This window comes from Streptomyces toxytricini (genome assembly GCF_014649915.1).
GTDB classification, from domain to species: domain Bacteria; phylum Actinomycetota; class Actinomycetes; order Streptomycetales; family Streptomycetaceae; genus Streptomyces; species Streptomyces toxytricini.
The window spans coordinates 200,958-223,440 of the sequence record NZ_BMTY01000002.1 but is presented as its reverse complement, the minus strand read 5'-3'; the positions used below and the strand labels follow the sequence as shown (position 1 = coordinate 223,440).

Annotated in this window: 21 protein-coding genes and 2 pseudogenes; 12 read left to right on the top strand and 11 right to left on the bottom strand. The window is 71.0% G+C overall.

Translation table 11 applies throughout. The annotated features are described in order from the left end of the window. Window positions 1-75, bottom strand: a pseudogene (locus IE170_RS32405) (cupin domain-containing protein); the annotation flags it as partial. Between the two features lie 87 nt (window positions 76-162). Here IE170_RS32405 and IE170_RS03205 point away from each other — a divergent pair. The 4 genes from IE170_RS03205 (at window position 163) to IE170_RS03190 (ending at window position 3,378) form a co-directional block, all read left to right on the top strand. Next, a complete protein-coding gene (locus IE170_RS03205; RefSeq protein ID WP_189807774.1) occupies window positions 163-546 on the top strand; it encodes a phage holin family protein in 384 nt (127 codons plus the stop codon). Between the two features lie 39 nt (window positions 547-585). Then, window positions 586-1,761: a cystathionine gamma-lyase gene (locus tag IE170_RS03200; protein ID WP_189807773.1), complete on the top strand. Its 1,176-nt coding sequence runs from the start codon at window positions 586-588 to the stop codon at window positions 1,759-1,761. A 171-nt stretch (window positions 1,762-1,932) separates the two neighbouring features. After that, a complete protein-coding gene (locus IE170_RS03195; protein ID WP_189807772.1) occupies window positions 1,933-2,838 on the top strand; it encodes a LysR family transcriptional regulator in 906 nt (301 codons plus the stop codon). A 60-nt stretch (window positions 2,839-2,898) separates the two neighbouring features. Continuing rightward, window positions 2,899-3,378 carry an NUDIX domain-containing protein gene (locus IE170_RS03190; protein ID WP_114058319.1) on the top strand — a complete coding sequence of 160 codons (480 nt, stop codon included), beginning with the start codon at window positions 2,899-2,901 and terminating at the stop codon, window positions 3,376-3,378. Window positions 3,379-3,415: 37 nt separating this feature from the next. Here IE170_RS03190 and IE170_RS03185 read toward each other — a convergent pair. Continuing rightward, window positions 3,416-4,576: pseudogene (locus IE170_RS03185) on the bottom strand (globin domain-containing protein); the annotation flags it as partial. A 164-nt stretch (window positions 4,577-4,740) separates the two neighbouring features. Further along, entirely contained in the window at window positions 4,741-5,391 is a 651-nt protein-coding gene (locus IE170_RS03180) for an HAD family hydrolase (protein ID WP_189807771.1), read from the bottom strand. A gap of 153 nt (window positions 5,392-5,544) precedes the next feature. On the opposite strand from IE170_RS03180, the gene IE170_RS03175 reads away from it, so the two are divergent. Then, window positions 5,545-6,450, top strand: coding sequence for a GNAT family N-acetyltransferase (locus IE170_RS03175; protein ID WP_373298943.1), 906 nt, complete (start codon window positions 5,545-5,547; stop codon window positions 6,448-6,450). 22 nt (window positions 6,451-6,472) lie between these two features. Further along, complete coding sequence (locus IE170_RS03170) at window positions 6,473-6,925, top strand: GNAT family N-acetyltransferase (protein WP_223855561.1); 453 nt, start codon at window positions 6,473-6,475, stop codon at window positions 6,923-6,925. Between the two features lie 10 nt (window positions 6,926-6,935). Here IE170_RS03170 and IE170_RS03165 read toward each other — a convergent pair whose 3' ends face one another. Both IE170_RS03165 and dnaB read right to left on the bottom strand, forming a co-directional pair. After that, entirely contained in the window at window positions 6,936-8,321 is a 1,386-nt protein-coding gene (locus IE170_RS03165; RefSeq protein WP_189807768.1) for a serine hydrolase domain-containing protein, read from the bottom strand. A gap of 9 nt (window positions 8,322-8,330) precedes the next feature. Next, window positions 8,331-9,806, bottom strand: coding sequence for a replicative DNA helicase (gene dnaB / locus IE170_RS03160; RefSeq protein WP_189807767.1), 1,476 nt, complete (start codon window positions 9,804-9,806; stop codon window positions 8,331-8,333). Window positions 9,807-10,239: 433 nt separating this feature from the next. Here dnaB and IE170_RS03155 point away from each other — a divergent pair, with 433 nt between their 5' ends. Next, window positions 10,240-11,577, top strand: coding sequence for an MATE family efflux transporter (locus IE170_RS03155; RefSeq protein ID WP_189807766.1), 1,338 nt, complete (start codon window positions 10,240-10,242; stop codon window positions 11,575-11,577). Window positions 11,578-11,651: 74 nt separating this feature from the next. On the opposite strand, the gene rplI is transcribed toward IE170_RS03155, so the two are convergent. From rplI to rpsF, 4 genes are all read right to left on the bottom strand, one after another. Continuing rightward, window positions 11,652-12,098 carry a 50S ribosomal protein L9 gene (gene rplI, locus IE170_RS03150; RefSeq protein ID WP_114058325.1) on the bottom strand — a complete coding sequence of 149 codons (447 nt, stop codon included), beginning with the start codon at window positions 12,096-12,098 and terminating at the stop codon, window positions 11,652-11,654. Window positions 12,099-12,116: 18 nt separating this feature from the next. Further along, complete coding sequence (gene rpsR, locus IE170_RS03145) at window positions 12,117-12,353, bottom strand: 30S ribosomal protein S18 (RefSeq protein ID WP_005315025.1); 237 nt, start codon at window positions 12,351-12,353, stop codon at window positions 12,117-12,119. A 43-nt stretch (window positions 12,354-12,396) separates the two neighbouring features. Then, on the bottom strand, window positions 12,397-12,975 hold the full coding sequence (locus tag IE170_RS03140; protein ID WP_189807765.1) for a single-stranded DNA-binding protein: 579 nt from the start codon (window positions 12,973-12,975) through the stop codon (window positions 12,397-12,399). Window positions 12,976-13,046: 71 nt separating this feature from the next. Continuing rightward, a complete protein-coding gene (gene rpsF, locus IE170_RS03135; RefSeq protein ID WP_003956532.1) occupies window positions 13,047-13,337 on the bottom strand; it encodes a 30S ribosomal protein S6 in 291 nt (96 codons plus the stop codon). Between the two features lie 247 nt (window positions 13,338-13,584). Between rpsF and IE170_RS03130 the strand changes: the two genes are divergently transcribed. From IE170_RS03130 to IE170_RS03120, 3 genes are all read left to right on the top strand, one after another. Beyond that, window positions 13,585-13,899, top strand: a complete 315-nt coding sequence (locus IE170_RS03130) for a hypothetical protein (protein ID WP_189807764.1) — start codon at window positions 13,585-13,587, stop codon at window positions 13,897-13,899. 132 nt (window positions 13,900-14,031) lie between these two features. Next, a complete protein-coding gene (locus IE170_RS03125; protein WP_189807763.1) occupies window positions 14,032-15,150 on the top strand; it encodes a lipid II:glycine glycyltransferase FemX in 1,119 nt (372 codons plus the stop codon). 67 nt (window positions 15,151-15,217) lie between these two features. Further along, window positions 15,218-16,249 carry an alanine racemase gene (locus IE170_RS03120; protein WP_189807762.1) on the top strand — a complete coding sequence of 344 codons (1,032 nt, stop codon included), beginning with the start codon at window positions 15,218-15,220 and terminating at the stop codon, window positions 16,247-16,249. Window positions 16,250-16,326: 77 nt separating this feature from the next. Here the strand turns inward: IE170_RS03120 and IE170_RS03115 are convergent, their stop codons facing one another. Further along, entirely contained in the window at window positions 16,327-17,781 is a 1,455-nt protein-coding gene (locus IE170_RS03115; protein ID WP_189807761.1) for a glycosyltransferase family 87 protein, read from the bottom strand. A gap of 87 nt (window positions 17,782-17,868) precedes the next feature. After that, window positions 17,869-20,409: a transglycosylase domain-containing protein gene (locus IE170_RS03110; RefSeq protein WP_189807760.1), complete on the bottom strand. Its 2,541-nt coding sequence runs from the start codon at window positions 20,407-20,409 to the stop codon at window positions 17,869-17,871. Between the two features lie 272 nt (window positions 20,410-20,681). On the opposite strand from IE170_RS03110, the gene IE170_RS03105 reads away from it, so the two are divergent. Both IE170_RS03105 and IE170_RS03100 read left to right on the top strand, forming a co-directional pair. Continuing rightward, window positions 20,682-21,284, top strand: coding sequence for a PadR family transcriptional regulator (locus tag IE170_RS03105; protein WP_114058332.1), 603 nt, complete (start codon window positions 20,682-20,684; stop codon window positions 21,282-21,284). Window positions 21,285-21,333: 49 nt separating this feature from the next. Continuing rightward, window positions 21,334-22,416, top strand: coding sequence for an inositol-3-phosphate synthase (locus IE170_RS03100; protein WP_189807759.1), 1,083 nt, complete (start codon window positions 21,334-21,336; stop codon window positions 22,414-22,416). Window positions 22,417-22,483: the final 67 nt, after the last annotated feature.

Sequence of the window (22,483 nt, the reverse complement as noted above, 5' to 3'; positions counted from 1 at the left end):
GCGCAGGAACTGCAGGTAGGCGCCGTCGTTCGCGAGGCGTTCCGCCTCGAGCTCGTCCAGCCGGAAGGCCTTCATCGTCGTTGTGCCCCTCGTGTTCTCGCGTCCCGGCATCAGCGGATCCGCCGATGTCCCACCGGGATCTTCTCTGCCACGATCAGACACATGACGAATTTCGTAGTCAAGACGCTGGCGAACGCCGCCGCCCTCGCCGTGGCCATCTGGCTGGTCGCCGGCATCACGCTGGACGACCACTCGAGCTCCCTGGGGCACAGGACGCTGACCCTGGTGCTGGTCGCCCTGGTCTTCGGCCTGGTCAACCTCATCGTCAAGCCGGTCGTGAAGTTGCTGTCACTGCCGCTCTTCGTCCTGACCCTGGGCCTGTTCACCCTCGTCGTGAACGCCCTCATGCTGCTCCTGACGTCCTGGCTGGCCGAGCAGCTCGACCTCAGCTTCCACGTCGAGGGCTTCTGGAGCGCCCTGCTCGGCGGCCTGATCATCTCCGTCGTGTCCTGGGCCGTGAACCTGGCCCTGCCCGACAAGGACTGACCGGCCGCAGAGCCGGCCCACCGTGAAGGAGCACACCGCATGAACGGGAACGACCGCACCGATGGCCGGGCTCCCGCACCCGCCCCGGCGGGGGAGGGCACCCGCGCCGTGCGGGCCGGCCTCCCGGACCCGGTGAAGAACGAGCCGCCGCTGCCCGGCCCGGTCTTCGCCGCCCACTTCCACCTGCCCGGCGACGTCGAGGGCCCGTACACCTACGGACGGGACACCAACCCCACCTGGACCCTGCTGGAGCAGGCCATCGGCGAGCTGGAGGCCCCCGGTACGGACGGCGCGCAGACCGTGGTCTTCGCCTCCGGCATGGCCGCCGTCTCCGCCGTTCTCCTCTCCCAGGCCCGGGCCGGCGACACCGTCGTCCTGCCCGACGACGGCTACCAGGCGCTGCCCCTGGTGCGCGAGCAGCTCGCGGCGTACGGGGTCAGCGTCCGCACCGCCCCCACCGGCGGGGATGCCCAGCTCGCCGTCCTCGACGGTGCCCGGCTGCTGTGGATCGAGACGCCCTCCAATCCCGGGCTGGACGTCTGCGACGTACGGCGCCTGGCCGAGGCGGCACGGGCGGGCGGCACCCTGGTGGCCGTCGACAACACCCTCGCCACCCCGCTCGGACAGCGGCCGCTGGAGCTGGGCGCCGACTTCTCCGTGGCAAGCGGCACCAAGGGGCTGACCGGCCACGGCGACCTCCTGCTCGGCTACGTCGTCTGCCGCAGCCCTGAACTCGCGGCGGCCATCCGGCGCTGGCGCAAGATCATCGGCGCCATTCCGGGCCCCATGGAGGCCTGGCTCGCCCACCGCTCGCTGGCCACCCTGCAGCTGCGCACCCGCCGCCAGTGGTCCAACGCCCTGGCCGTCGCCGAAGCCCTGGCCGGACGAGCCGAGGTCACCGGGCTCCGCCACCCGGGACTGCCCGGCGACCCCTCGCACGCCACGGCGGCCCGCCAGATGCAGGGCTTCGGCTCCGTCGTCTCCTTCACCCTGCCCGACCGGGCCCACGCCGAGCGGTTCATGGCCGCGCTGCACCTGGTCGAGGACGCGACGAGTTTCGGCGGCGTCCGGTCCACCGCGGAACGGCGGCGCAGATGGGGCGGTGACGCCGTCCCGGAGGGCTTCATCCGCTTCTCCGCCGGCATCGAGGACGAGGACGACCTGGTCGCGGACGTGCTGCGGGCCCTCGACGACGCGGCCGCGGACGGGCCTTGAGCAGGCGCGGAAGGCGGTCCGAGCCTCCCCCCTCCTGGCTCGGACCGACCCCGGGTTCCGCGCAGGAACCGTGCGCTCAAGGCTAGTTGACCGTGCGTCAGAGTCCAATCACCGTAGCGACAGGGGCCTATCGGCATATTTATAGTGGAAGGCCCACCGAGAGGGGCCGCCATGGACCTGGCCCTGCTGCGCACCTTCGTAGCCGTGCACCGGGCGGGCTCGTTCACCCGGGCCGCAGCCCTGCTCGGGCTGTCGCAGCCCGCCGTCACCTCGCAGATCCGGACCCTCGAACGCCAGTTGGGACGACCCCTGTTCCACCGACGCTCCCGCGGGGTCACCCCGACCGCCGTCGGCGACGAGCTCGCCCACAAGGCCGCCCCGCACCTCGACGCCCTGCTGCGGATCACCGAAGCCGAGCGGGAGGCGGCCGGCGCCCAGCGGACGCTGCACCTCGCCGGTCCGCCCGAGTTCCTCTCCCTGCGGGTCCTGCCCGCGCTCGCCCCGCTCGTCGGCCAGGGCCACACCCTGCGCACCGCCCTGCGGACCGACGCCGAAGAAGCCCTCGACGGCCTCGCCGCCGGCCACCACGACCTCGTCACCACCACCGTCCGGCCGCGCGGCGGGCTCTTCACCGCCACCGCCCTCTGCGACGAGGAGCACCTGCTGGTCGCCGCCCCGTACTGGGCGGCACTCGTCGACGCCGACCGGCTGCGCGAGGCAGGGCCGGCCACCCTCGACGGCATCCCGCTGGTCGAGGTGCACGAGAGCATGCCGCTGGCCACGCGGTACTGGGCGGCAGTCTTCGAGAGCCGGCCCGAGACCCGGCCCGACGCCGCGACCGTCGTCGTACCCGATCTGCGGGCCGTGCTGGAGTGCGTACGGGCGGGCGCCGGGCTCGCCGTGCTGCCGCGCTACCTGTGCCGGGAGGCCCTCGACCGCGGGGAGGTCGTCGCCCTGCCCGAGCCGCCCGTCCCCCCGCTGCGCACCTGGTTCCTCGTCGTCCGCACGGGAAGCCTCGCACTCTCCCACCTGTCCCGCGCCCACGAGCTGCTGGTGGGTGCGGCGGCGCACTGGTGAACCGGCGCATTCCGGCCGACGGCGCGTTTCAGAACCGGAGTCCCGGGCCACTCTTTCCCCATGACCGAACGTCCCGTGGTCAAACGCACCGCCCGCGCGATCCTGCTCGACGGTGACGACCTGATCCTCATCAAGCGCACCAAACCCGGCGTCGACCCCTACTGGCTCACCCCCGGCGGCGGTGTGGAGCCCACCGACGCCACCGTCGTCGACGCCCTCCACCGCGAGGTCCACGAGGAGCTCGGAGCCAAGATCACCGATGTGGTGCCCTGCTTCGTCGACACCGTCGAGCACATCGCCGAGGGCGGGGTCACCGGGGTGAAGGTGCAGCACTTCTTCGTCTGCCGCCTGGCCTCCATGGACCCTGGCCAGCGGCACGGCCCCGAGGTCGACCAGCCCGAGGGCGAGTACGAGATCGTCCGCGTGCCGTTCAGCCGGGTCGGCATCGCCGCAGTCCACCTCGTCCCGCTGTCCCTGCGCCACTACCTCGACGGCAACATCGAGGGGGTCCGGGCCATGCACGCGCCCGATCTGGGCTGAGCCCGCAGCGGCCGGCCGGTTCCAGGAGCCTCGGGCGTCAGCCGGCCGCGCCCACCAGCTCACCGACCGCGTCGTAGCGGATACGGTCCTGCGGGATGCCGATCCGCCGCAGCTCGTCCACCCCGCTGCGGATCATCGCCGGCGGCCCCGAGACGAACGCGTCGTACGAACTCCACGGGCCGTGCTCGCCCACGGCCTGGGGGAGCTGCCCGGCCAGCCCCTCGCCGACCACCGGGCGCACCGACAGCCAGGGGTGCGAGCGCTGGAGGCCCAGCAGGGTGTCCTTGTCGTAGAGGTCCCCGTCGCTGCGCGCCCCGAAGAAGACCTCCACCGGCCGGCGCTCGCCGTGTTCCGCCACGTCCTCGATCAGTGCCTTGATCGGGGCGATCCCCGTGCCGCCGCCCAGGCAGAGCATGCCGTTGTCGGTGCTGTGGTCGACCACCATGGACCCGGCCGGGGGACCGAGCCGGAGCACGTCACCGGGCCGGGCGTGGCGCACCAGGGCATTGGAGACCCAGCCCGCGGGCACGGCCTTCACGTGGAAGGAGAGAAGCCCGTCGGCGCGCGGCGCGGAGGCGAAGGAGTAGTGGCGCCACACGCGGGGCCACCACGGGGTCTCCAGGCTCGTGTACTGGCCCGCCACGAAGGGGTACGGCTGGTCGGGGCGGACCGTCAGCACCGCGATGTCCTGGGTGCGCAGCTCGTGGGAGACGACCTCCGCGTGCCACCAGGCCGGGGACGTCCGCTCGTCCTCGGCAGCCGCGTCGATCATCGTCTGGGAGATGGCGGTGTACGCGCGCACCCACGCCGCTTCCGCCCCGGCTCCCCAGGTGGCGGTCGCGTAACGGGCCAGCGCGCCGATCAGCGCCTCGCCGACCACCGGGTAGTGCGCGGGCTGCGTGCCGTACTTGCGGTGGCCCGTGCCCAGGCGCCGCAGGTACGGGGTGAGCGCGCCGGGGTCGTCGATGTGCTCGGCGGCGGTCAGCAGCGCCTTGAGGAGGCGGTCGCGCTGGGTGTCCATCGCGGCGGGGAACATGTCCCGCAATTCCGGGTGCCGGGTGAAGACCAGGGCGTAGAAGTAGGACGTCACCCGGTCTGCGACGGGGGCGATCTCCTCCAGGGTCCGGCGGATGAGCACCGCGTCCGGGGACGGTTCGGCCCGGCAGCTCCCGGACGGTATCCGGGCCGCGGGTCTGGCCGGTCTGGTGGGCGGAGCGTCCATGCGGTGCCTCGCTTCGAGCATCTCGGTCGACAAGCACGCCACGGCCTTCGATCCGTGGTTCCGGGTCCCACAGCCTGCCAGCCGATCGAAAAAACCCGCGGGGGATTGGGGAAAGTCCGCGTTCCCGACGCTCTTTCCTCCTAAGATGCTGCGACTCCCGGGCGTGCCTCGGCGACGAGCTGGTAGGCCTCCCGGAGGTCCCGGCCCTCGTAGACGTGCGTCGCCCGCTCGGCGAGGAAGGGGCGGGCGTTGACCGCCACCGACACCGGCACGGCTGCGAAGAGCACCTCGTCCGTAGCCGAATCCCCGTACGCCACGCATTCGGTCCGGGCCAGCCCAAACCGCTCGCACAGCCGGTCTGCCACCGTGACCTTGTCCTTGGGCGTCAGGATGCCCGCGACGTCCATCGGGCCGATGAACGGCACCTGCGGGAAGAGCGAGCCGTGGGCGGCGTGCGCACCCCACTCCAGCAGCAGCTCCACGAAGAACGACGGCGACAGCGAGACCACGGCGCAGAACTCGCCGCGCTCCCTGATCTCCGACCACACCTCCCGGATGCCCGACAGCCAGGGGGAGCCATCGAAGGCCGCGCGGACATGCGCCGGCGTCAACTCCGCCCACAGCGCGTGCACCGCGAGGGAGAACTGCGACGGGTCCAGCTTCCGGGCGCTGAAGGCCCGCTCCAGCTCCGCGATCTCGGACCCCAGGCCGAGCTGCCGGGAGATCTCGACCGGTGCCGCCGATCCGTACATCAGGGTGCCGTCGAGGTCGAACAGGTGCAGGCGCGTCATGGCAGGGAGGCTAGCGGCTGGTTTCACGTGAAACGGCGCCTTCCACGGGAAACCCCGGCATGGTTTCACGTGAAACTCCGCCAGGTTTCACGTGAAACATCAGCCGGTTCGCCGGCGAACTTCGGCCGAATTCCCCTGGACGCCCTTCCCGTGATGATCCAGTCTGGGCCGGTGACACCACCACACCTCACCGACCTGCCGATCCGGGCGCTGACCGTGGACGATCTCCGCCGCTGCGCCGACCTGTCCCAAGACCGCGGGTGGCCGCGCGAGGACCACAAGTGGGGGCTCCTCCTCGCCGCAGGCTCCGGTTACGGCATCGACGCTCCGGACGGAGCAGGGCTCGCCGCGGCCTGTGTCGTCACCTCGTACGGACCTTCCCCCGATGAACCGGAACTGTCGGCGATCGGGATGGTCCTGGTGGCCGACCGGTACGCCCGCCGCGGCCTCGGCCGCCGGCTGATGACGCATGTGTGCGATGACGTCCTGAAGGGCGTGCCGCTCACCCTCCATGCCACGCCCTACGGCCGCCCCCTCTACGAGGAGCTCGGCTTCGCCGTGACGGGGAGGGCCGAGATGCTGAGGGGCTCCTTCCGCCCCGGTCCGGCAGGGCCGGATCCGGCCGCGGCAGTGGTGCGCCCGGCCACCGGCGAGGACATCCCGCGGATCGTGCACCTGGACACCGAGGTCTTCGGAACCGACCGCACGCACATGATCACGCGGCTCCCGGCGTTCGCGGACCGCCTGCTCGTCGCCGAGGACGGAGCGGGCCGGCTCATCGGCTACGCGGCCATGTGGCCGAACATGGAGACGCATGTGATCGGCCCGCTGATCGCCCGGGACACGGAGGGCGCGAAGGCACTGACGACCGCACTCGCGGACCTGACCGACCGCCCCCTGCGCACGGATGTCGACGTACGCCACGAAGAGTTCATCGCCTGGCTCAGGCGGCGCGGCCTGGAGTCCGTTGCCTTCAACGCGGTCATGACCCGCGACCTCACCGCCCTTCCCGGAGACTGGACCCGCCGCTGGGCCCCGCTCACCGTGGCCGCCTGCTGAGAAAGGAAGCACCGTGTCAGACCTGCCCGAGGCCGTCATCCGCCCGGCATCCGAAGAGGACCTTCCGGCCATCGTCGCCATGCTGGCCGACGACCCCCTGGGTGCCGCGCGCGAGTCGCCGGACGACCTCACCCCCTATCGGGCGGCCTACCGGCAGCTCGCCGCGGACCCGAACCAGCACGTGATGGTCGCGGTCCGCGACGGCCGCGTGGTGGGCACCCTCCAACTGACGTTCATCCCGGGCCTCTCCCGCAAGGGCGCGATGCGCTCGGTCATCGAGGGCGTCCGCGTCCACGCCGATGAACGGGGCAGCGGCCTGGGCACCCGGTTCATCGAGTGGGCGGTCGAGCAGTCCCGGGCGGAAGGCTGCCGGCTGGTGCAGCTCACGTCGGACGTGACGCGAAAGGACGCCCACCGCTTCTACGAGCGGCTCGGCTTCACCGCCTCACACGTGGGCTTCAAGCTCGCCCTCTGACCGCGGCCGCTCAGCCGATGCCGCGCCAGCCCTGCGGGTCCACACCGCCCGGAACGGGCGCCTCGGGGTCGTAGGGCTGCCGGGTGAACACGAAGGAGCCGAGGTCGAGGTGGCTCACGGTGCCGTCGGCCCGGCGCACGGCCCGCAGGGTCTCGCCCGCGTAGTAGCCGGAAAGGCCCAGCCAGCTGCCGTCGGGCTGCGGGCGGAACCGGGCGGCACGGCCCTGCGCCGCCACCGGGCCGAGCTCCAGGTGGCCGTCGGAGCGCAGCCGCACCGCGTGCGCGGCAGTCCCCCAGTACCAGGGGCCGCACACCTCCAGGGCCACCGGATCCGCCTCCGCGAACGGCTTCCACGGGGCGGGGATCGGCGGCTCCGCCTCGGCCACGAGGTGCAGCAATTCCGCCGCGACGGTCGCGGCGGGCAGGCCCGACGTGCAGTTGGCCAGCACGACCGCCGACACGTCGTCCGCCGCGCTCACCCACAGGCCGGCGACGAAGCCGGGCAGCGAGCCGCTGTGGCCGGCGATCCGCCGGTCGCCGCTCTGCACGAGCTGCAGCCCCAGGCCGTACCCGTGGTCGGCGAGCCCCGGCTCCGGAGGGGACGCCGCGACGGCCATCTCCGCGACCGTCGCGGCGCCGAGGACACGGTCGTCGCCGTGGATCAGGAACTGCCCGAACCGCGCGAGGTCCCGGGTCGTGGACCACAGTTGGCCCGCCGGGGCCATCAGGCCGAGGTCCTCCGCGGGTTCGGGAAGCATCACGTCGGCCCACGGGTGGACGGCCCAGCCGCCCGCATGCGGCGCCTGCGGCTGCACGGTGGTGCGGTCCAGGCCGAGGGGCTCCAGCACCTCCGCACGGAGCACCTCCTCCCACGGCCTGCCCCGCAGCGCCTCGACGAGCGAACCGAGCAGCGTGTAGCCCGGGTTGGAGTAGTGGTGGCGGCGGCCCGGCGCGAACCGGAAGGGCTCCTCGCCGAGTACGTCCGCGAGTTCCGGGCGGAGCGCCGAGGAGGAGCGCTCCCACCACTCGCCGGGGGTCTCGGCGGCCAGTCCGCCGGTGTGGGACAGCAGTTGGGCGACCGTCACCTCACCGGCACCGGTGCCGGGCAGGTGCTTATCGACCGGATCGGCGAGGGAGAGCAGCCCTTCGTCGCGCAGCCGCATCACGAGGACCGCGGTGAACGTCTTGGTGATGGAGCCGATCCGGTACTGCACGTTCCCGTCGGGCCCGTGCCCGTCCACCGAGGTGCGCGCACCCTCCCAGACGACGGCGCCGCCGCGGGCGACCGCGGCGGCCAGCGAGGGCGCCCGGCCCGCGCTCTGGGCGGCGGCGATCCGGTGGAGGAGCGCGCGCCGGGTGGCGGGAAGCAGGTGCAGTTCTTCAGGCAGGGCGTCCATGCCCGGATGCTACGTGTTGGCCATGTCCACGAACCGCGAATAGTGGCCCTGGAAGGCCACCGTGATCGTCGCGGTCGGGCCGTTTCGGTGCTTGGCCACGATCAGGTCCGCCTCGCCGGCGCGCGGCGACTCCTTCTCGTACGCGTCCTCGCGGTGCAGCAGGATGACCATGTCGGCGTCCTGCTCGATGGAGCCGGACTCACGCAGGTCGGAGACCATCGGCTTCTTGTCGGTGCGCTGCTCGGGGCCGCGGTTCAGCTGGGAGAGCGCGATCACGGGCACCTCCAGCTCCTTCGCGAGGAGCTTGAGGTTGCGGGACATGTCCGAGACTTCCTGCTGGCGGCTCTCGGGCCGGCGGGAGCCGCCGGACTGCATCAGCTGGAGGTAGTCGATGACCACCAGGGCCAGGTCGTTGCGCTGCTTGAGGCGGCGGCACTTCGCCCGGATCTCCATCATGGACAGGTTCGGCGAGTCGTCGATGTAGAGCGGGGCGGCCGAGACGTCGGGCATCCGGCGGGCCAGGCGGGTCCAGTCGTCGTCGGTCATGGTGCCGGAGCGCATGTGGTGCAGGGCCACGCGGGCCTCCGCGGACAGCAGGCGCATCGCGATCTCGTTGCGCCCCATTTCCAGGGAGAAGATGACGCTGGGCAGGTTGCTCTTGATGGAGCAGGCGCGCGCGAAGTCCAGGGCGAGGGTCGACTTGCCCATGGCGGGACGGGCGGCGATGACGATCATCTGGCCGGGGTGGAGGCCGTTGGTGAGGGAGTCGAGGTCGGTGAAACCGGTCGGGACGCCGGACATCTGGCCGCTGCGCGACCCGATGGCCTCGATCTCGTCGAGCGCGCCTTCCATGATGTCGCCGAGCGGCAGGTAGTCCTCGGAGGTCCGCTGCTCGGTGACGGCGTAGATCTCGGCCTGGGCGCTGTTGACGATCTCGTCGACGTCGCCGTCGGCCGCGTACCCCATCTGCGTGATCTTCGTACCGGCCGCGACCAGGCGGCGCAGGACGGCGCGCTCGTGGACGATCTCCGCGTAGTACGAGGCGTTCGCGGCCGTCGGGACCGACTGGACCAGCGTGTGGAGGTAGGAGACGCCGCCGACCTTGCCGATCTCGCCGCGCCGGGTGAGCTCCGCGCCGACCGTGATCGGGTCGGCGGGCTCGCCCTTGGCGTACAGGTCGAGGACGGCCTGGTAGATCGTCTCGTGGGAGGGCCGGTAGAAGTCGTGGCCCTTGATGATCTCGACGACGTCCGCGATGGCGTCCTTGGAGAGCAGCATGCCGCCGAGCACGGACTGCTCGGCGTCGAGGTCCTGCGGCGGGACGCGCTCGAAGCCGCCGCCGTCCCAGGCGCCGCCCTCGCGGCCGGACTCACGCTGCTCGTCCCCGCGGCCGCGGCCGTCCCCGCCGCGGCGCGAGCGGGTGGGGAGACGGTCGCCGGGACCGCTGTCGGCCCAGGGGTCGTCCGTGGGCTCGGGGATACTCACCGGGCCGCCTCCTCCCGTCCGCAGCGCGGACCTCGCCGTGCCCGTCTTCTACGGCACGGCTCTGACATTCGGGACACCCGGATCCGCTCCCGGCGGGTCGGGCAACGCACAACGGTAGGCCCGGAGGCGGCATCAGCCAATCTTGTTATCCACAGGGTGTGTGGATGAGATGTGGACGACCGAGCCAATGCTGTGGGTAACTCGCCCGAAGCTGTGCACGGACCGGGGGACAGCGCTGTGGACAAAATCACCCGCCACCCCAAAGCACCGCGCTGACCTGCGCGTTCCTCAATGAAAGCCCGCCGCGGAGAAAAATCTCGGCACCTTCCCCCAGATCGCCTCGGACGAGGTGGCGCGCACACCCGAACACCTCCTCACGTAAGGAGTACTAGCGCCTTGCATCTATTACCTGTGGAAGATTAGATTGAGCCCCATGACACAAGCCCTCGAACCGCGGAAGGCGGCACCGCGACGGCACGACCGCGAAATCCTCGCCCTCGCCGTCCCGGCCTTCGGCGCACTCGTCGCCGAGCCCCTCTTCGTGCTGGCCGACAGCGCCATCGTGGGCCACCTCGGCACCCCCCAGCTGGCCGGCCTGGGCATCGCCGCCGCCCTCCTCACCACCGCCGTGAGCGTGTTCGTGTTCCTCGCCTACGCCACCACCGCGGCGGTCGCGCGACGCGTCGGCGCGGGCGACCTCAAGGCCGCCATCCGCCAGGGCATGGACGGCATCTGGCTCGCCCTCCTGCTCGGTGCGGCCGTCGCCGCCGCGGTCCTGCCCACCGCACCCTGGCTGGTCTCTCTCCTGGGCGCCTCCGACACCGTCGCCCCACATGCCACGACGTACCTGCGGATCTCCGCCCTCGGAATCCCCGCGATGCTGATGGTCCTGGCGGCCACCGGAGTCATCCGGGGCCTGCAGGACACCCGGACCCCGCTCTATGTCGCCGTCGGCGGCTTCGCCCTCAACGCCGGCCTGAATGCCGCCCTCGTCTACGGGGCCGGCCTGGGCATCGCGGGCTCCGCGTGGGGCACGGTCCTCGCCCAATTCGCCATGGCCGGTGCCTACCTCGCCGTGGTGGTCCGCGGCGCCCGCCGGCACGGCGCCTCCCTGCGCCCGGACGCGGCCGGGATCCGGGCCTGTGCACAGGCAGGCGCACCCCTGCTGGTGCGGACGCTCTCCCTGCGCGCCGTCCTGATGATCGCCACCTTCGTGGCCGCGCGCCTCGGCGACGCCGATGTCGCCGCCCACCAGATCCTGCTCTCCCTGTGGAGTCTGCTCGCCTTCGCCCTCGACGCCATCGCCATCGCGGGCCAGGCCATCATCGGCCGGTACCTGGGCGCCGGGGACACCGGCGGGGCCAAGGCCGTGTGCCGCCGCATGGTGCAGTGGGGCATCGCCTCGGGCACCGTCCTCGGCCTCCTGCTGGCCGCCGCCCGCCCGCTGATCGTGCCCCTCTTCACCACCGATCCGGCGGTGGAGGAGGCCCTGCTGCCGGCCCTGCTCGTCGTGGCCGCCTCGCAGCCGGTCGCCGGGATCGTCTTCGTCCTCGACGGCGTCCTCATGGGCGCCGGAGACGGCCGCTACCTGGCCTGGGCCATGCTGGCCACCTTGGCGGTGTTCGCCCCTGCCGCCCTGCTCGTACCGGCCCTGGGCGGCGGCCTGACGGCCCTGTGGTGGGCGATGACGCTGATGATGCTGGTCCGCATGGCGACCCTGCAGCTGCGGACCCGCTCCGGACGCTGGGCCGTCGCCGGGGCGACCCGCTGAAGCGGGGCGCATGTTTCACGTGAAACACGGCGAAGGGCCGCACCCCGAGGGGTGCGGCCCTTCGTGCGCAGCACTCAGGCGGCGACGACCTCGACGCCCACGTTCGCGGCGACCTCGGCGTGCAGACGCACGGAGACCTGGTACGAACCGAGGGTCTTGATCGGGGCAGCCAGCTCGACGCGGCGCTTGTCGACCTTCGGACCACCGGAAGCCTCGATCGCCGTGGCGATGTCGGCCGGGGTCACGGAGCCGAAGAGGCGGCCGGCGTCACCCGAGCGGGTGGCCAGACGGACCTTCGTGCCCTCGAGCTTGGCCTTGACCTCGTTGGCCTGCTCGATGGTCGCGATCTCGTGGATCTTGCGGGCGCGGCGGATCTGCGCCACGTCCTTCTCGCCACCCTTGGTCCAGCGGATCGCGAAACCGCGCGGGACCAGGTAGTTGCGAGCGTAGCCGTCCTTGACGTCGACGACGTCGCCGGCGGCACCGAGGCCCGAGACCTCCTGGGTCAGGATGATCTTCATTGGTCGGTCACCCTTTCCTTATCGCGCGGTGGACGTGTAGGGCAGCAGCGCCATCTCACGGCTGTTCTTCACGGCCGTGGCGACGTCACGCTGGTGCTGCGTGCAGTTGCCGGTGACGCGGCGGGCACGGATCTTGCCGCGGTCGGAAATGAACTTCCGCAGCATGTTCGTGTCCTTGTAGTCCACGTACGCGGTCTTGTCCTTGCAGAACGCGCAGACCTTCTTCTTCGGCTTGCGCACAGGCGGCTTCGCCATGGTGTCTCTCCTGTGTGATCAAGAAGTGGGGATGCGAGCTTCCCTAGAAGGGGGGCTCGTCCGAGTAGCCGCCGCCGGAGCTTCCGCCCCAGCCACCGCCGCCGCCCTGCTGCTGCTGGCCGCCGGCCGGCGCGCTGGACGCCCACGGGTCGTCGGAGGGAGCTCCGCCGCCCTGCGGGCCGCCGGAGCTTCCGCCCCAGCCACCGCCGCCGCCCTGCTGCTGCTGGCCGCCGCCGTATCCACCCTGGCCGCCGCGACCGGTGGTCTTGGTGACCTTGGCCGTGGCGTTCTTCAGGCTGGGGCCGACTTCCTCGACGTCCAGCTCGAAGACCGTGCGCTTGACACCCTCACGGTCCTCGTACGACCGCTGCCTCAGCCGGCCCTGCACGACGACGCGCATGCCCCGCTGGAGGGACTCGGCGACGTTCTCGGCCGCCTGCCGCCACACCGAGCAGGTCAGGAACAGGCTCTCGCCGTCCTTCCACTCGTTCGTCTGGCGGTCGAAGGTGCGGGGGGTGGACGCGACACGGAACTTCGCGACCGCCGCACCCGAGGGGGTGAAGCGCAGCTCGGGGTCGTCGACGAGATTGCCGACGACCGTGATGACGGTCTCGCCTGCCATGGATGAACCTCTCGGCGGGGATTGCTGCTGGCTGCTGTGCTACTCGAACCCGATTACCGCTGAACCGGAGTTCAGTGGGTCTCGGGGCGGAGGACCTTGGTCCGGAGAACCGACTCGTTCAGGTTCATCTGGCGGTCGAGCTCCTTGACGACCGCAGGCTCGGCCTGCAGGTCGATGACCGAGTAGATGCCCTCGGGCTTCTTCTTGATCTCGTAGGCGAGACGGCGACGGCCCCAGGTGTCGACCTTCTCCACCTTTCCGTTGCCCTCACGGACGACGGAGAGGAAGTTCTCGATCAGCGGGGCGACAGCGCGCTCCTCGAGATCCGGGTCGAGGATGACCATCACTTCGTAGTGACGCATGTGGAACCCACCTCCTTTGGACTCAGCGGCCACGGTCGTTCCGTGGCAGGAGGGTCGTGATGCGTACTGCACGGCGCCTGAGAGCAGACACCGCGCAGACCGTACAGACTACCCCGCCGACTCCTTCCGGTTGAAATCCGGCACCGGAGCGCCACAATCTGTAGGCAACGGGTGTGCTCGGTGCTATGCCCGGCCGGGCCGCGGCCAGCCGCAGCACCCCCCGCCCCAGCCAGGAGGTGCTTTTCCGATGGCACAGGCAGTACGCACCCAGTCGTCCATCTCGCTGCTCGCAACCGACGGCAAGCCGCACCCCGTCCAGGACGCCCTGATGGCGGCCACCCTCGTCCTCGGCTTCGTGTCGTTCATCACGGCCTTCTTCCACGACCTCCACCTGCTCACCTCGTGGACCGGCCTCTTCGGCATCCTGACCGGCGCCTACGGCCAGTTCATCTCCGAGACGACACGCGAGCGCTTCGCACTGATCATCGGCCTTGGCGCGTCGGGCTTCGGCTTCTTCCTCGGCATGGCCCACGGCGGGCTCTTCGGGGGCTGGCTGGGCTGACCGGGGGCCCTCCGCGGCAGGGCACCCGCCGCTGACCGGGTGCGGGACCGGCCCGTCCCCCAGAAGGGTGGCGCCCTTGTCGCAGTAGGCTTCGCGCCATAGCCAGCGAAGCCGCCGGAGGAGACGCCCCGAATGAGCCTGTCCCTGAGGACCATCAGCCGAGAGCAGCATCTGGGATACCTCCAGACCCTGCCCTCGGCTAGCCACTGCCAGGTCCCGGCGTGGGCCGACGTGAAGAACGAGTGGCGGTCCGAGAACCTCGGATGGTTCAACCAGAACGACGAACTCGTCGGTGCCGCACTCGTGTTGTACCGCCAGCTGCCCAAGGTGAAGCGGTACCTCGCCTACCTGCCCGAGGGCCCCGTCATCAACTGGTTCGCCCCGAACCTGGAGGAGTGGCTCCAGCCGATGCTGGCCCACCTCAAGCGGCAGGGCGCCTTCACCGTGAAGATGGGCCCGCCCGTCGTCATCCGGCGGTGGAACTCCGCCGCCATCAAGGCCGGCATCCAGGACCCCGAGGTCAAGCGGCTCCGCGACGTCGAGGCCTCGCACATCGAGCCCCGCGCCTTCGAGGTGTCCGACAAGCTGCGCCGCATGGGCTGGCAGCAGGGCGAGGACGGCGGCGCCGGCTTCGGCGACGTCCAGCCGCGCTACGTCTTCCAGGTGCCGCTCGCGAACCGCTCGCTGGACGACGTCCTCAAGGGCTTCAACCAGCTGTGGCGCCGCAACATCAAGAAGGCCGAGAAGGCCGGCGTCGAGGTCGTCCAGGGCGGTTACGAGGACCTGGAGACCTGGCAGCACCTGTACGAGATCACGGCCGTGCGCGACAAGTTCCGCCCGCGCCCGCTCAGCTACTTCCAGCGCCAGTGGACGGCCCTCAACTCCGAGGACCCCAACCGCATGCGGCTCTACCTCGCCAAGCACGAGGGCGAGGCCCTGGCCGCCGCCACCATGATCACCGTCGGCCAGCACGTCTGGTACTCGTACGGCGCCTCCGCCAACCACAAGCGCGAGGTGCGCCCGTCGAACGCGATGCAGTGGCGCATGCTGCGCGACGCCTACGCCCTGGGCGCGAGCGTCTACGACCTGCGCGGCATCAGCGACACGCTGGACGAGAACGACCACCTGTTCGGCCTCATCCAGTTCAAGGTCGGCACGGGCGGCGAGGCCGTCGAGTACGTCGGCGAATGGGACTTCCCGCTCAACAAGGTGCTGCACAAGGCGCTCGACATCTACATGTCGCGCCGCTGACGCCCCGCACCCCCACACCACCGCACCGCTGCATCAGCAGCCATTTCCAGAGAGGCTCCGGACGGGCATGGCGCTCACGCTCTACGTCGACACCGCGCGCTGGCGTGCGCACCACAAGCAGATCCTCGACCAGTTCCCCGGAATGGTCCCGGTCTGCAAGGGCAACGGCTACGGCTTCGGCCACGAGCGGCTCTGCGAGGAGGCGACCCGGCTGGGCACCGACATCCTGGCCGTCGGCACCACCTACGAGGCCGCGACCATCAAGGACCTGTTCGGCGGCGACCTGCTCGTCCTCACCCCGTTCCGGCGGGGCGAGGAGCCGGTGCCGCTGCCGGACCGGGTGATCCGCTCCGTGTCCTCCCTGGACGGGGTGCGCGGCCTGGTCGGCGCCCGCGTCGTCATCGAGTGCATGAGCTCCATGCGTCGCCACGGGATCTCCGAGCAGGACCTGGGCCAGCTGGCCTCGGCGATCGAGGACGTGCGGCTGGAGGGCTTCGCCCTGCACCTGCCGCTGGACCGCCCGGACGGCTCGGACCCGGTCGAGGAGGTCATCGGCTGGATGGACCGCCTGCGGGCGGCCCGCCTGCCGCTGCACACCATGTTCGTCAGCCACCTGCGCTCCGAGGACCTGGCCCGCCTCCAGGCGCAGTTCCCGCAGACCCGCTTCCGGGCTCGCATCGGCACCCGGCTGTGGCTCGGCGACCACGACGCGACCGCCTACCGCGGCAGCGTCCTGGACGTCACCCGCGTCGCCAAGGGCGACCGGTTCGGCTACCGCCAGCAGAAGGCCGCCTCGGACGGCTGGCTCGTCGTGGTCGCAGGAGGCACCTCGCACGGCGTCGGCCTGGAGGCCCCCAAGGCCCTCCACGGCGTGATGCCGCGCGCCAAGGGCGTGGCCCGGGCCGGCCTGGCCACCGTCAACCGGAACCTTTCGCCGTTCGTGTGGGCGGGCAAGCAGCGCTGGTTCGCGGAGCCGCCGCACATGCAGGTCTCCATCCTTTTCGTGCCGTCCGACGCGCCCGAGCCGAAGGTCGGCGACGAGCTCGTGGCGCACCTGCGCCACACCACGACGCAGTTCGACCGGCTCCTCGACGCGTAGAAGGCGGCGGGCCCGGGGCAGTCCGCCCCGGGCCCGCCCGCCCGTGCCCGGGGCGGGCAGCCGCCGGGCGCGCTCCGTCATCCGCCGCGGGCGGCGCCCCACTCGACCAGCTGCTCCGGCTCCTCGTGCCGCTGCCCCCGCAGGGCGTCCGACAGCGTGAACACGTCCCCGGCGCCGTCCAGGACGCCGCCCGACGGGTCGTCCGAGCCGTCGCGGCGTACGACGTCCCGCTCGGGCATCAGGATGTCGCGGACCACCACCGCGCACAGGTACAGCGTCCCCAGCAGGTGCACCGCGATGGCCAGCTGGTAGCCCTCGGGCGGCAGCCCCTGGTGCTTGTCGCCGCTGGTGGTGTAGGCCAGGTAGAGCCAGATCCCGAGGAAGTACATGACCTCGCACGCCTGCCACACCAGGAAGTCGCGCCAGCGCGGCCGGGCCAGCGCCGCCAGCGGGATCAGCCACAGCACGTACTGCGGCGAGTAGACCTTGTTGGCCAGGATGAAGACGGCCACCACCAGGAAGGCCAGCTGGGCGAAGCGCGGGCGGCGCGGGGCCGTGAGCGTCAGCAGCCCGATGCCCGCGCAGAGCAGCAGCGTCAGGCCCGTCGCGTAGGTGTTGGCGCCGGTCAGGGGGTTCCCCGTCCGCTGCGAGATCAGCAGCCACACGGAGCCGAAGTCGATGGGCCGCTCCTGGCTGAACGTGTAGAACTTCTGCCAGCCCTCCCAGGCGAACAGCATGACCGGCAGGTTCACCACGAGCCACGACGCGGCCGCACCGAGGGCCGCCGCGCCGAAGGCGCGCCACTTCCCGGCCCGCCAGCACAGCACGAACAGCACCCCGAGCAGCAGCACGGGATAGAGCTTGGCTGCCGTCGCCAGCCCGATCAGGACGCCCGCGAGGAGGGTGCGGCTGCGGGACCACGCGAGCATGCCCGCCGCGGTCAGGGCGATGGCCAGCAGGTCCCAGTTGATCGTCGCCGTGAGTGCGTACGCCGGGGCGAGGGCGAAGAGCAGCGCGTCCCAGGGCCGGCTGCGGTGCGTGCGGGCGACGCACACGGCGATGGCGGCGGCGCAGGCCATCAGCATGCCCGCGTTGGCCATCCAGTACATCTGCTCCCGGTGCTGCATCGAGCCGCCGCCCGGGGTCAGCCAGGACGCGACCTCCATGAAGAGGCCCGTGAGCACCGGGTACTCGAGGTAGGCCATGTCGCCGGGGATCCGGTCGAAGTACGGCGTGAGGCCGTCGGCGAAGCCCCGGGCCACGAAGAGGTGCGGGATGTCCGAGTAGCAGGCGTGGGTGTACTGCGAGCCCGCGCCGCGGAACCACGCCCAGTTGTAGCAGGGCAGCTTCTGCACCATGCCGAGCGCGAACATCCCGATCGCGGTCAAGGCCACGACCCGCACCGGGTGGAGCCAGTGGCCGCCCAGCCTGGCGTGGCGGCCGATCGGCCCGCCGATGAACTCGCTGCCGGCCGCGGCGACCTCGTCCTCCCGGGTGGGAAGTGCGAGCCGGCCCTCGTGCACCTTCGTCATGCGCTCATCCTGCCGTACGCCGCCGGACGCGCGGGAGGGCCGCCGCAACCGGTGCGGCGGCCCTCCGGGGCGCGAGGGGCGGCGGGGTCAGCCCGTGAACCCCGTGCTGCCGCCCCAGCTGGTGACGCCGCCGGGGCGTCCCGGCCTGACCGATGGGGACGGGCTCGGCGAGCCGGACGAGCCGTCGCTGCCGCCGTCGACACCGCCGCTGTCGTCGGGGATGCAGTACAGCTCCCACGGCTTGCAGGGGCGGCCCGTACCGCCGCGGGAGCGGCTCGGGGACGGCGACGGGGAGGCCGAGGGGGACGGCGAGGCCGACGCCGACGGCGAGGGGACCGCCGAGGGGCTGGGGGAGGGCGCGCCCGCCCCGTCGGCGATCACGCCGATGTCCTCCGGCTCGGGGAACTGCTTGACCGGAGTGCCCTTGAGGGCGTCCTTCATGTACGCGGTCCAGATGACGGCCGGAATGTCGCCACCGTGGATGGAGTCGGTGCCGCCGACGCCCTTCATGGACATCAGCTCCTTCTCCTTCGAGTTCGGGTCGGTGCGGAAGAGGGCCACCGAGGTGGACAGCTCCGGGGTGTATCCGACGAACCACGCCGACTTGTTCTCGTCCGTCGTACCGGTCTTGCCGGCCGCCGGGCGGCCCAGCTTGCGGGCCTTGGTGCCGGTGCCGTTCTCGACGACGTTCCGGAGCACCTTGGTGACGTTGTCGGCGATGGCGTCGTCCATCGCCCGCTCCTCCTTGGGCGGCTCGAACCCGGGGAGGTCCCGGCCGTCCTTCTGGACGCTGCGCACCGAGTAGGGCTCGCGGTGGATGCCGGAGGAGGCGAACGTGGCGTACGAGTCGGCCATGCGGATGGCGCTGGGCGTCGAGGTGCCCAGGGCGAACGAGGCGTCGTTGTTCGGGTTCATGGACGAGTCCAGGATGCCCGTGGCCTTGGCCACGTCCCGGACCTTGCCGTGGCCCACGTCGAAGACGAGCTGGGCGAACGGCACGTTGATCGACTTCTCCATCGCCTCGTGGAGCGTCACGTAGCCGTACGGGTAGGGACTCTCGTTCTTCTGTCGGAACGGCTTGCCGCTCGCGTCCCGCAGCGGCTTGCCGTCCCGGTTGTTGATCACCGTGAGGTCGTTGGCCTGGTACTTGCTCTGCGGCGAGATCCCGCGGCCGCCCGAGTTCTGCGTCCCGTACTCCATGGCCGCCGCCAGCACGTACGGCTTCCAGGTCGAGCCGACCGGGACGCCGATGGTGTTGGCGTTGTTGCTGAAGTACTTCTTGTCCATGCCGGGGCCGCCGTACAGGGCGACGATCGCGCCGGTCTTCACGTCGACGGAGGCGGCACCGAACTGGACGAAGGTGTCGTACTCGGGCCGGGCCTTCTCGTCCAGGAAGTCCTTGCGGGTGTCCTCGACCGCCTTGGCCAGGGCGTCCACCTTCGGCTTCTGGAAGGTGGTCTTGATCTGGTAGCCGCCGCGGGCCATCTGCTCGGGGGTGAGCTTCGCGACCTTCATCACGTACTGCTTGGCCGTCTCGACCAGGTAGCCGGTCTGGCCGGCGAGGCTGCGGGCCTGCTCGGAGTCGACGAGCTTGGGGAACTCCCGGTACTTCTCCCGCTCCGCCTTGTCCATGCGCCCGACCGCCACCTCGCGGTCGAGCACCCAGGCCCAGCGGGCGTGGGCGCGCTTGGTGTTCTCCTCGGGCGTGGCGTTGTCGCCGACGCCGCCGTCCGGGTTGTACAGGTTGGGGCCCTTGAGCACGGCGGCGAGGAAGGCGCTCTCGGACGGGTTGAGGTCCCAGCAGTCCTTGCCGAAGTAGGCGCGCGCGGCCGCCTGGATGCCGTAGGCGTCGCGGCCGTAGTAGGCGGTGTTCAGGTAGCCGGCGAGGATCGTGTCCTTCTCCTCGGAGACGCCCAGCCTTATCGAGATGAAGAGCTCGGTGACCTTGCGCTTCAGCGTCTGGTCGGAGTCCAGGTACGTGTTCTTCACGTACTGCTGCGTGATCGTGGACCCGCCCTGGGTGGAGCCGCCCTTGGCCATGTTCCAGACGGCCCGCACGATGCCCATCGGGTCGACGCCCTTGTCGGTCTCGAAGGACTCGTTCTCCGCGGCGATCACCGCGTTCTGCATCGTCCTCGGGATCTTGTCGATCGGCACGATCTGCCGGTTCATCGAGCCGCCGGTGGCGACCATCTGGGTGTCGTCGGCCCAGTAGAAGACGTTGTTCTGCGCCTGGGCCGCCAGGTTCGGGTTGGGCGTGTCCACCGCCGCGATGCCGATGCCGGCGCCCGCGAAGACGATCGCGAAGAAGCCCAGGGCCGTGCCGCCGACCAGCTTCCAGGACGGCACGAAGCGCTGCCAGCCGTCCTTGTCGGAGCGCGGATAGTTGATCAGCCTCTTGTCCGGGCGGCCTGCTCCGCGGCCGCGTCCCGCGGGCCCCTGGGGGGCTCGCCGCGCTCCGCGGCTGCCGTGCCCCCCGCGCGGGTCTGCGTACGGTCCGCTGTGCGACGCGGTGGGGACGTTGCCCGCGGGCCCGGCACCCCGTCCGGGGCGCTGCTGGGCAGCCCTGCGGGCTGCGGCACGTCCGCCGCCTTCGGGCTGCGGCGGTTTGCGGCGGTGCTCGCTCATCGAACGACTACTCCTCGGGCAGGCGAGTGGCCTGGAAGCGGCTTGTGAGTTCCGATCCCCCCGGTGTCACGCCGCAAGACTACGCACGCTCAAAACCCGAACAGTGCCGAAGTTCACCCCAAATCAGGCAACTCGCATCCTGCGAATTGGTGATGTGATGCCGGTCACCTGATCGCTACTTGTCGCCGGAAGGCACCCGTTCTATCGTCTGGATGTATCGAGCCGATACATCAGCTCGTCATAAGGCTCAGGGTTGCAGGGGAGGCAGGCGGATGAGCAGGCGCTCGGGCATCCTCGAGTTCGCCGTCCTCGGCCTGCTCCGCGAGGCCCCCATGCACGGCTACGAGCTCCGCAAACGGCTCAACACCTCGCTGGGGGTGTTCCGGGCGTTCAGCTACGGGACGCTCTACCCCTGCCTGAAGACGCTGGTCGCCAACGGCTGGCTCGCCGAGGAACCGGGCAGCGCCCCGGAGGACGCTCTCGCCGCTTCACTCGCAGGGCGCCGCGCCAAGATCGTCTACCGGTTGACGGCCGCCGGTAAGGAGCACTTCGAGGAGCTCCTCTCCCACACCGGTCCCGACACGTGGGAAGACGAGTCCTTCGCCGCCCGCTTCGCCTTCTTCGGCCAGACCGAGCGGGACGTGCGCATGCGGGTCCTGGAAGGCCGCCGCAGCCGCCTCGAGGAGCGCCTGGAGAAGATGCGCGCCTCACTGGCCCGCACGCGGGAGCGCCTCGACGACTACACGCTCGAACTGCAGCGGCACGGCATGGAGTCCGTGGAGCGCGAAGTGCGCTGGCTGAACGAGCTCATCGAGAGTGAGCGGGCGGGACGGGATCGGAGACGACCCGGTCCGCCCGACGAAACTGCAAAGTGAGGCCTGCACCGCGCAGGCCTCGTCCGAGAACAAACAGGGAGCAACCGGAATGGGTTCGGTTCGCGTAGCCATCGTCGGCGTGGGCAACTGCGCCGCCTCGCTGGTGCAGGGCGTCGAGTACTACAAGGACGCCGACCCGGCGGCCAAGGTCCCCGGTCTGATGCACGTCCAGTTCGGCGACTACCACGTGGGCGACGTCGAGTTCGTCGCCGCGTTCGACGTCGACGCGAAGAAGGTCGGCCTCGACCTCGCGGACGCCATCGGGGCCAGCGAGAACAACACCATCAAGATCTGCGACGTCCCCACCACGGGCGTGACCGTCCAGCGCGGCCACACCCTGGACGGCCTGGGCAAGTACTACCGCGCGACCATCGAGGAGTCCTCCGAGGCCCCGGTCGACGTGGTCCAGGTCCTCAAGGACCGCCAGGTCGACGTTCTGGTCTGCTACCTGCCCGTCGGTTCCGAGGACGCGGCGAAGTTCTACGCCCAGTGCGCCATCGACGCCAAGGTCGCCTTCGTCAACGCCCTCCCGGTCTTCATCGCCGGCACCAAGGAGTGGGCCGACAAGTTCACCGAGGCCGGTGTCCCGATCGTCGGCGACGACATCAAGTCGCAGGTCGGCGCCACCATCACGCACCGCGTGATGGCGAAGCTGTTCGAGGACCGCGGTGTCCGCCTGGAGCGCACCATGCAGCTCAACGTGGGCGGCAACATGGACTTCAAGAACATGCTGGAGCGCGACCGCCTCGAGTCGAAGAAGATCTCGAAGACGCAGGCCGTCACCTCGCAGATCCCCGACCGCGACCTCGGCGACAAGAACGTCCACATCGGCCCGTCCGACTACGTCGCGTGGCTCGACGACCGCAAGTGGGCCTACGTCCGCCTCGAGGGCCGCGCCTTCGGCGACGTCCCGCTGAACCTCGAGTACAAGCTCGAGGTGTGGGACTCCCCGAACTCCGCCGGTGTCATCATCGACGCCCTGCGCGCCGCGAAGATCGCCAAGGACCGCGGCATCGGCGGCCCGATCCTCTCGGCGTCCAGCTACTTCATGAAGTCCCCGCCGGTCCAGTACTTCGACGACGAGGCGCTGGAGAACGTCGAGAAGTTCATCCGCGGCGAGGTCGAGCGCTAAACAGGTCCGGTCCGGAGCGCCGGGGCCGCCGTCCCCCGGTCTCCACCCGCCGTTCCGCCGGGGTCCC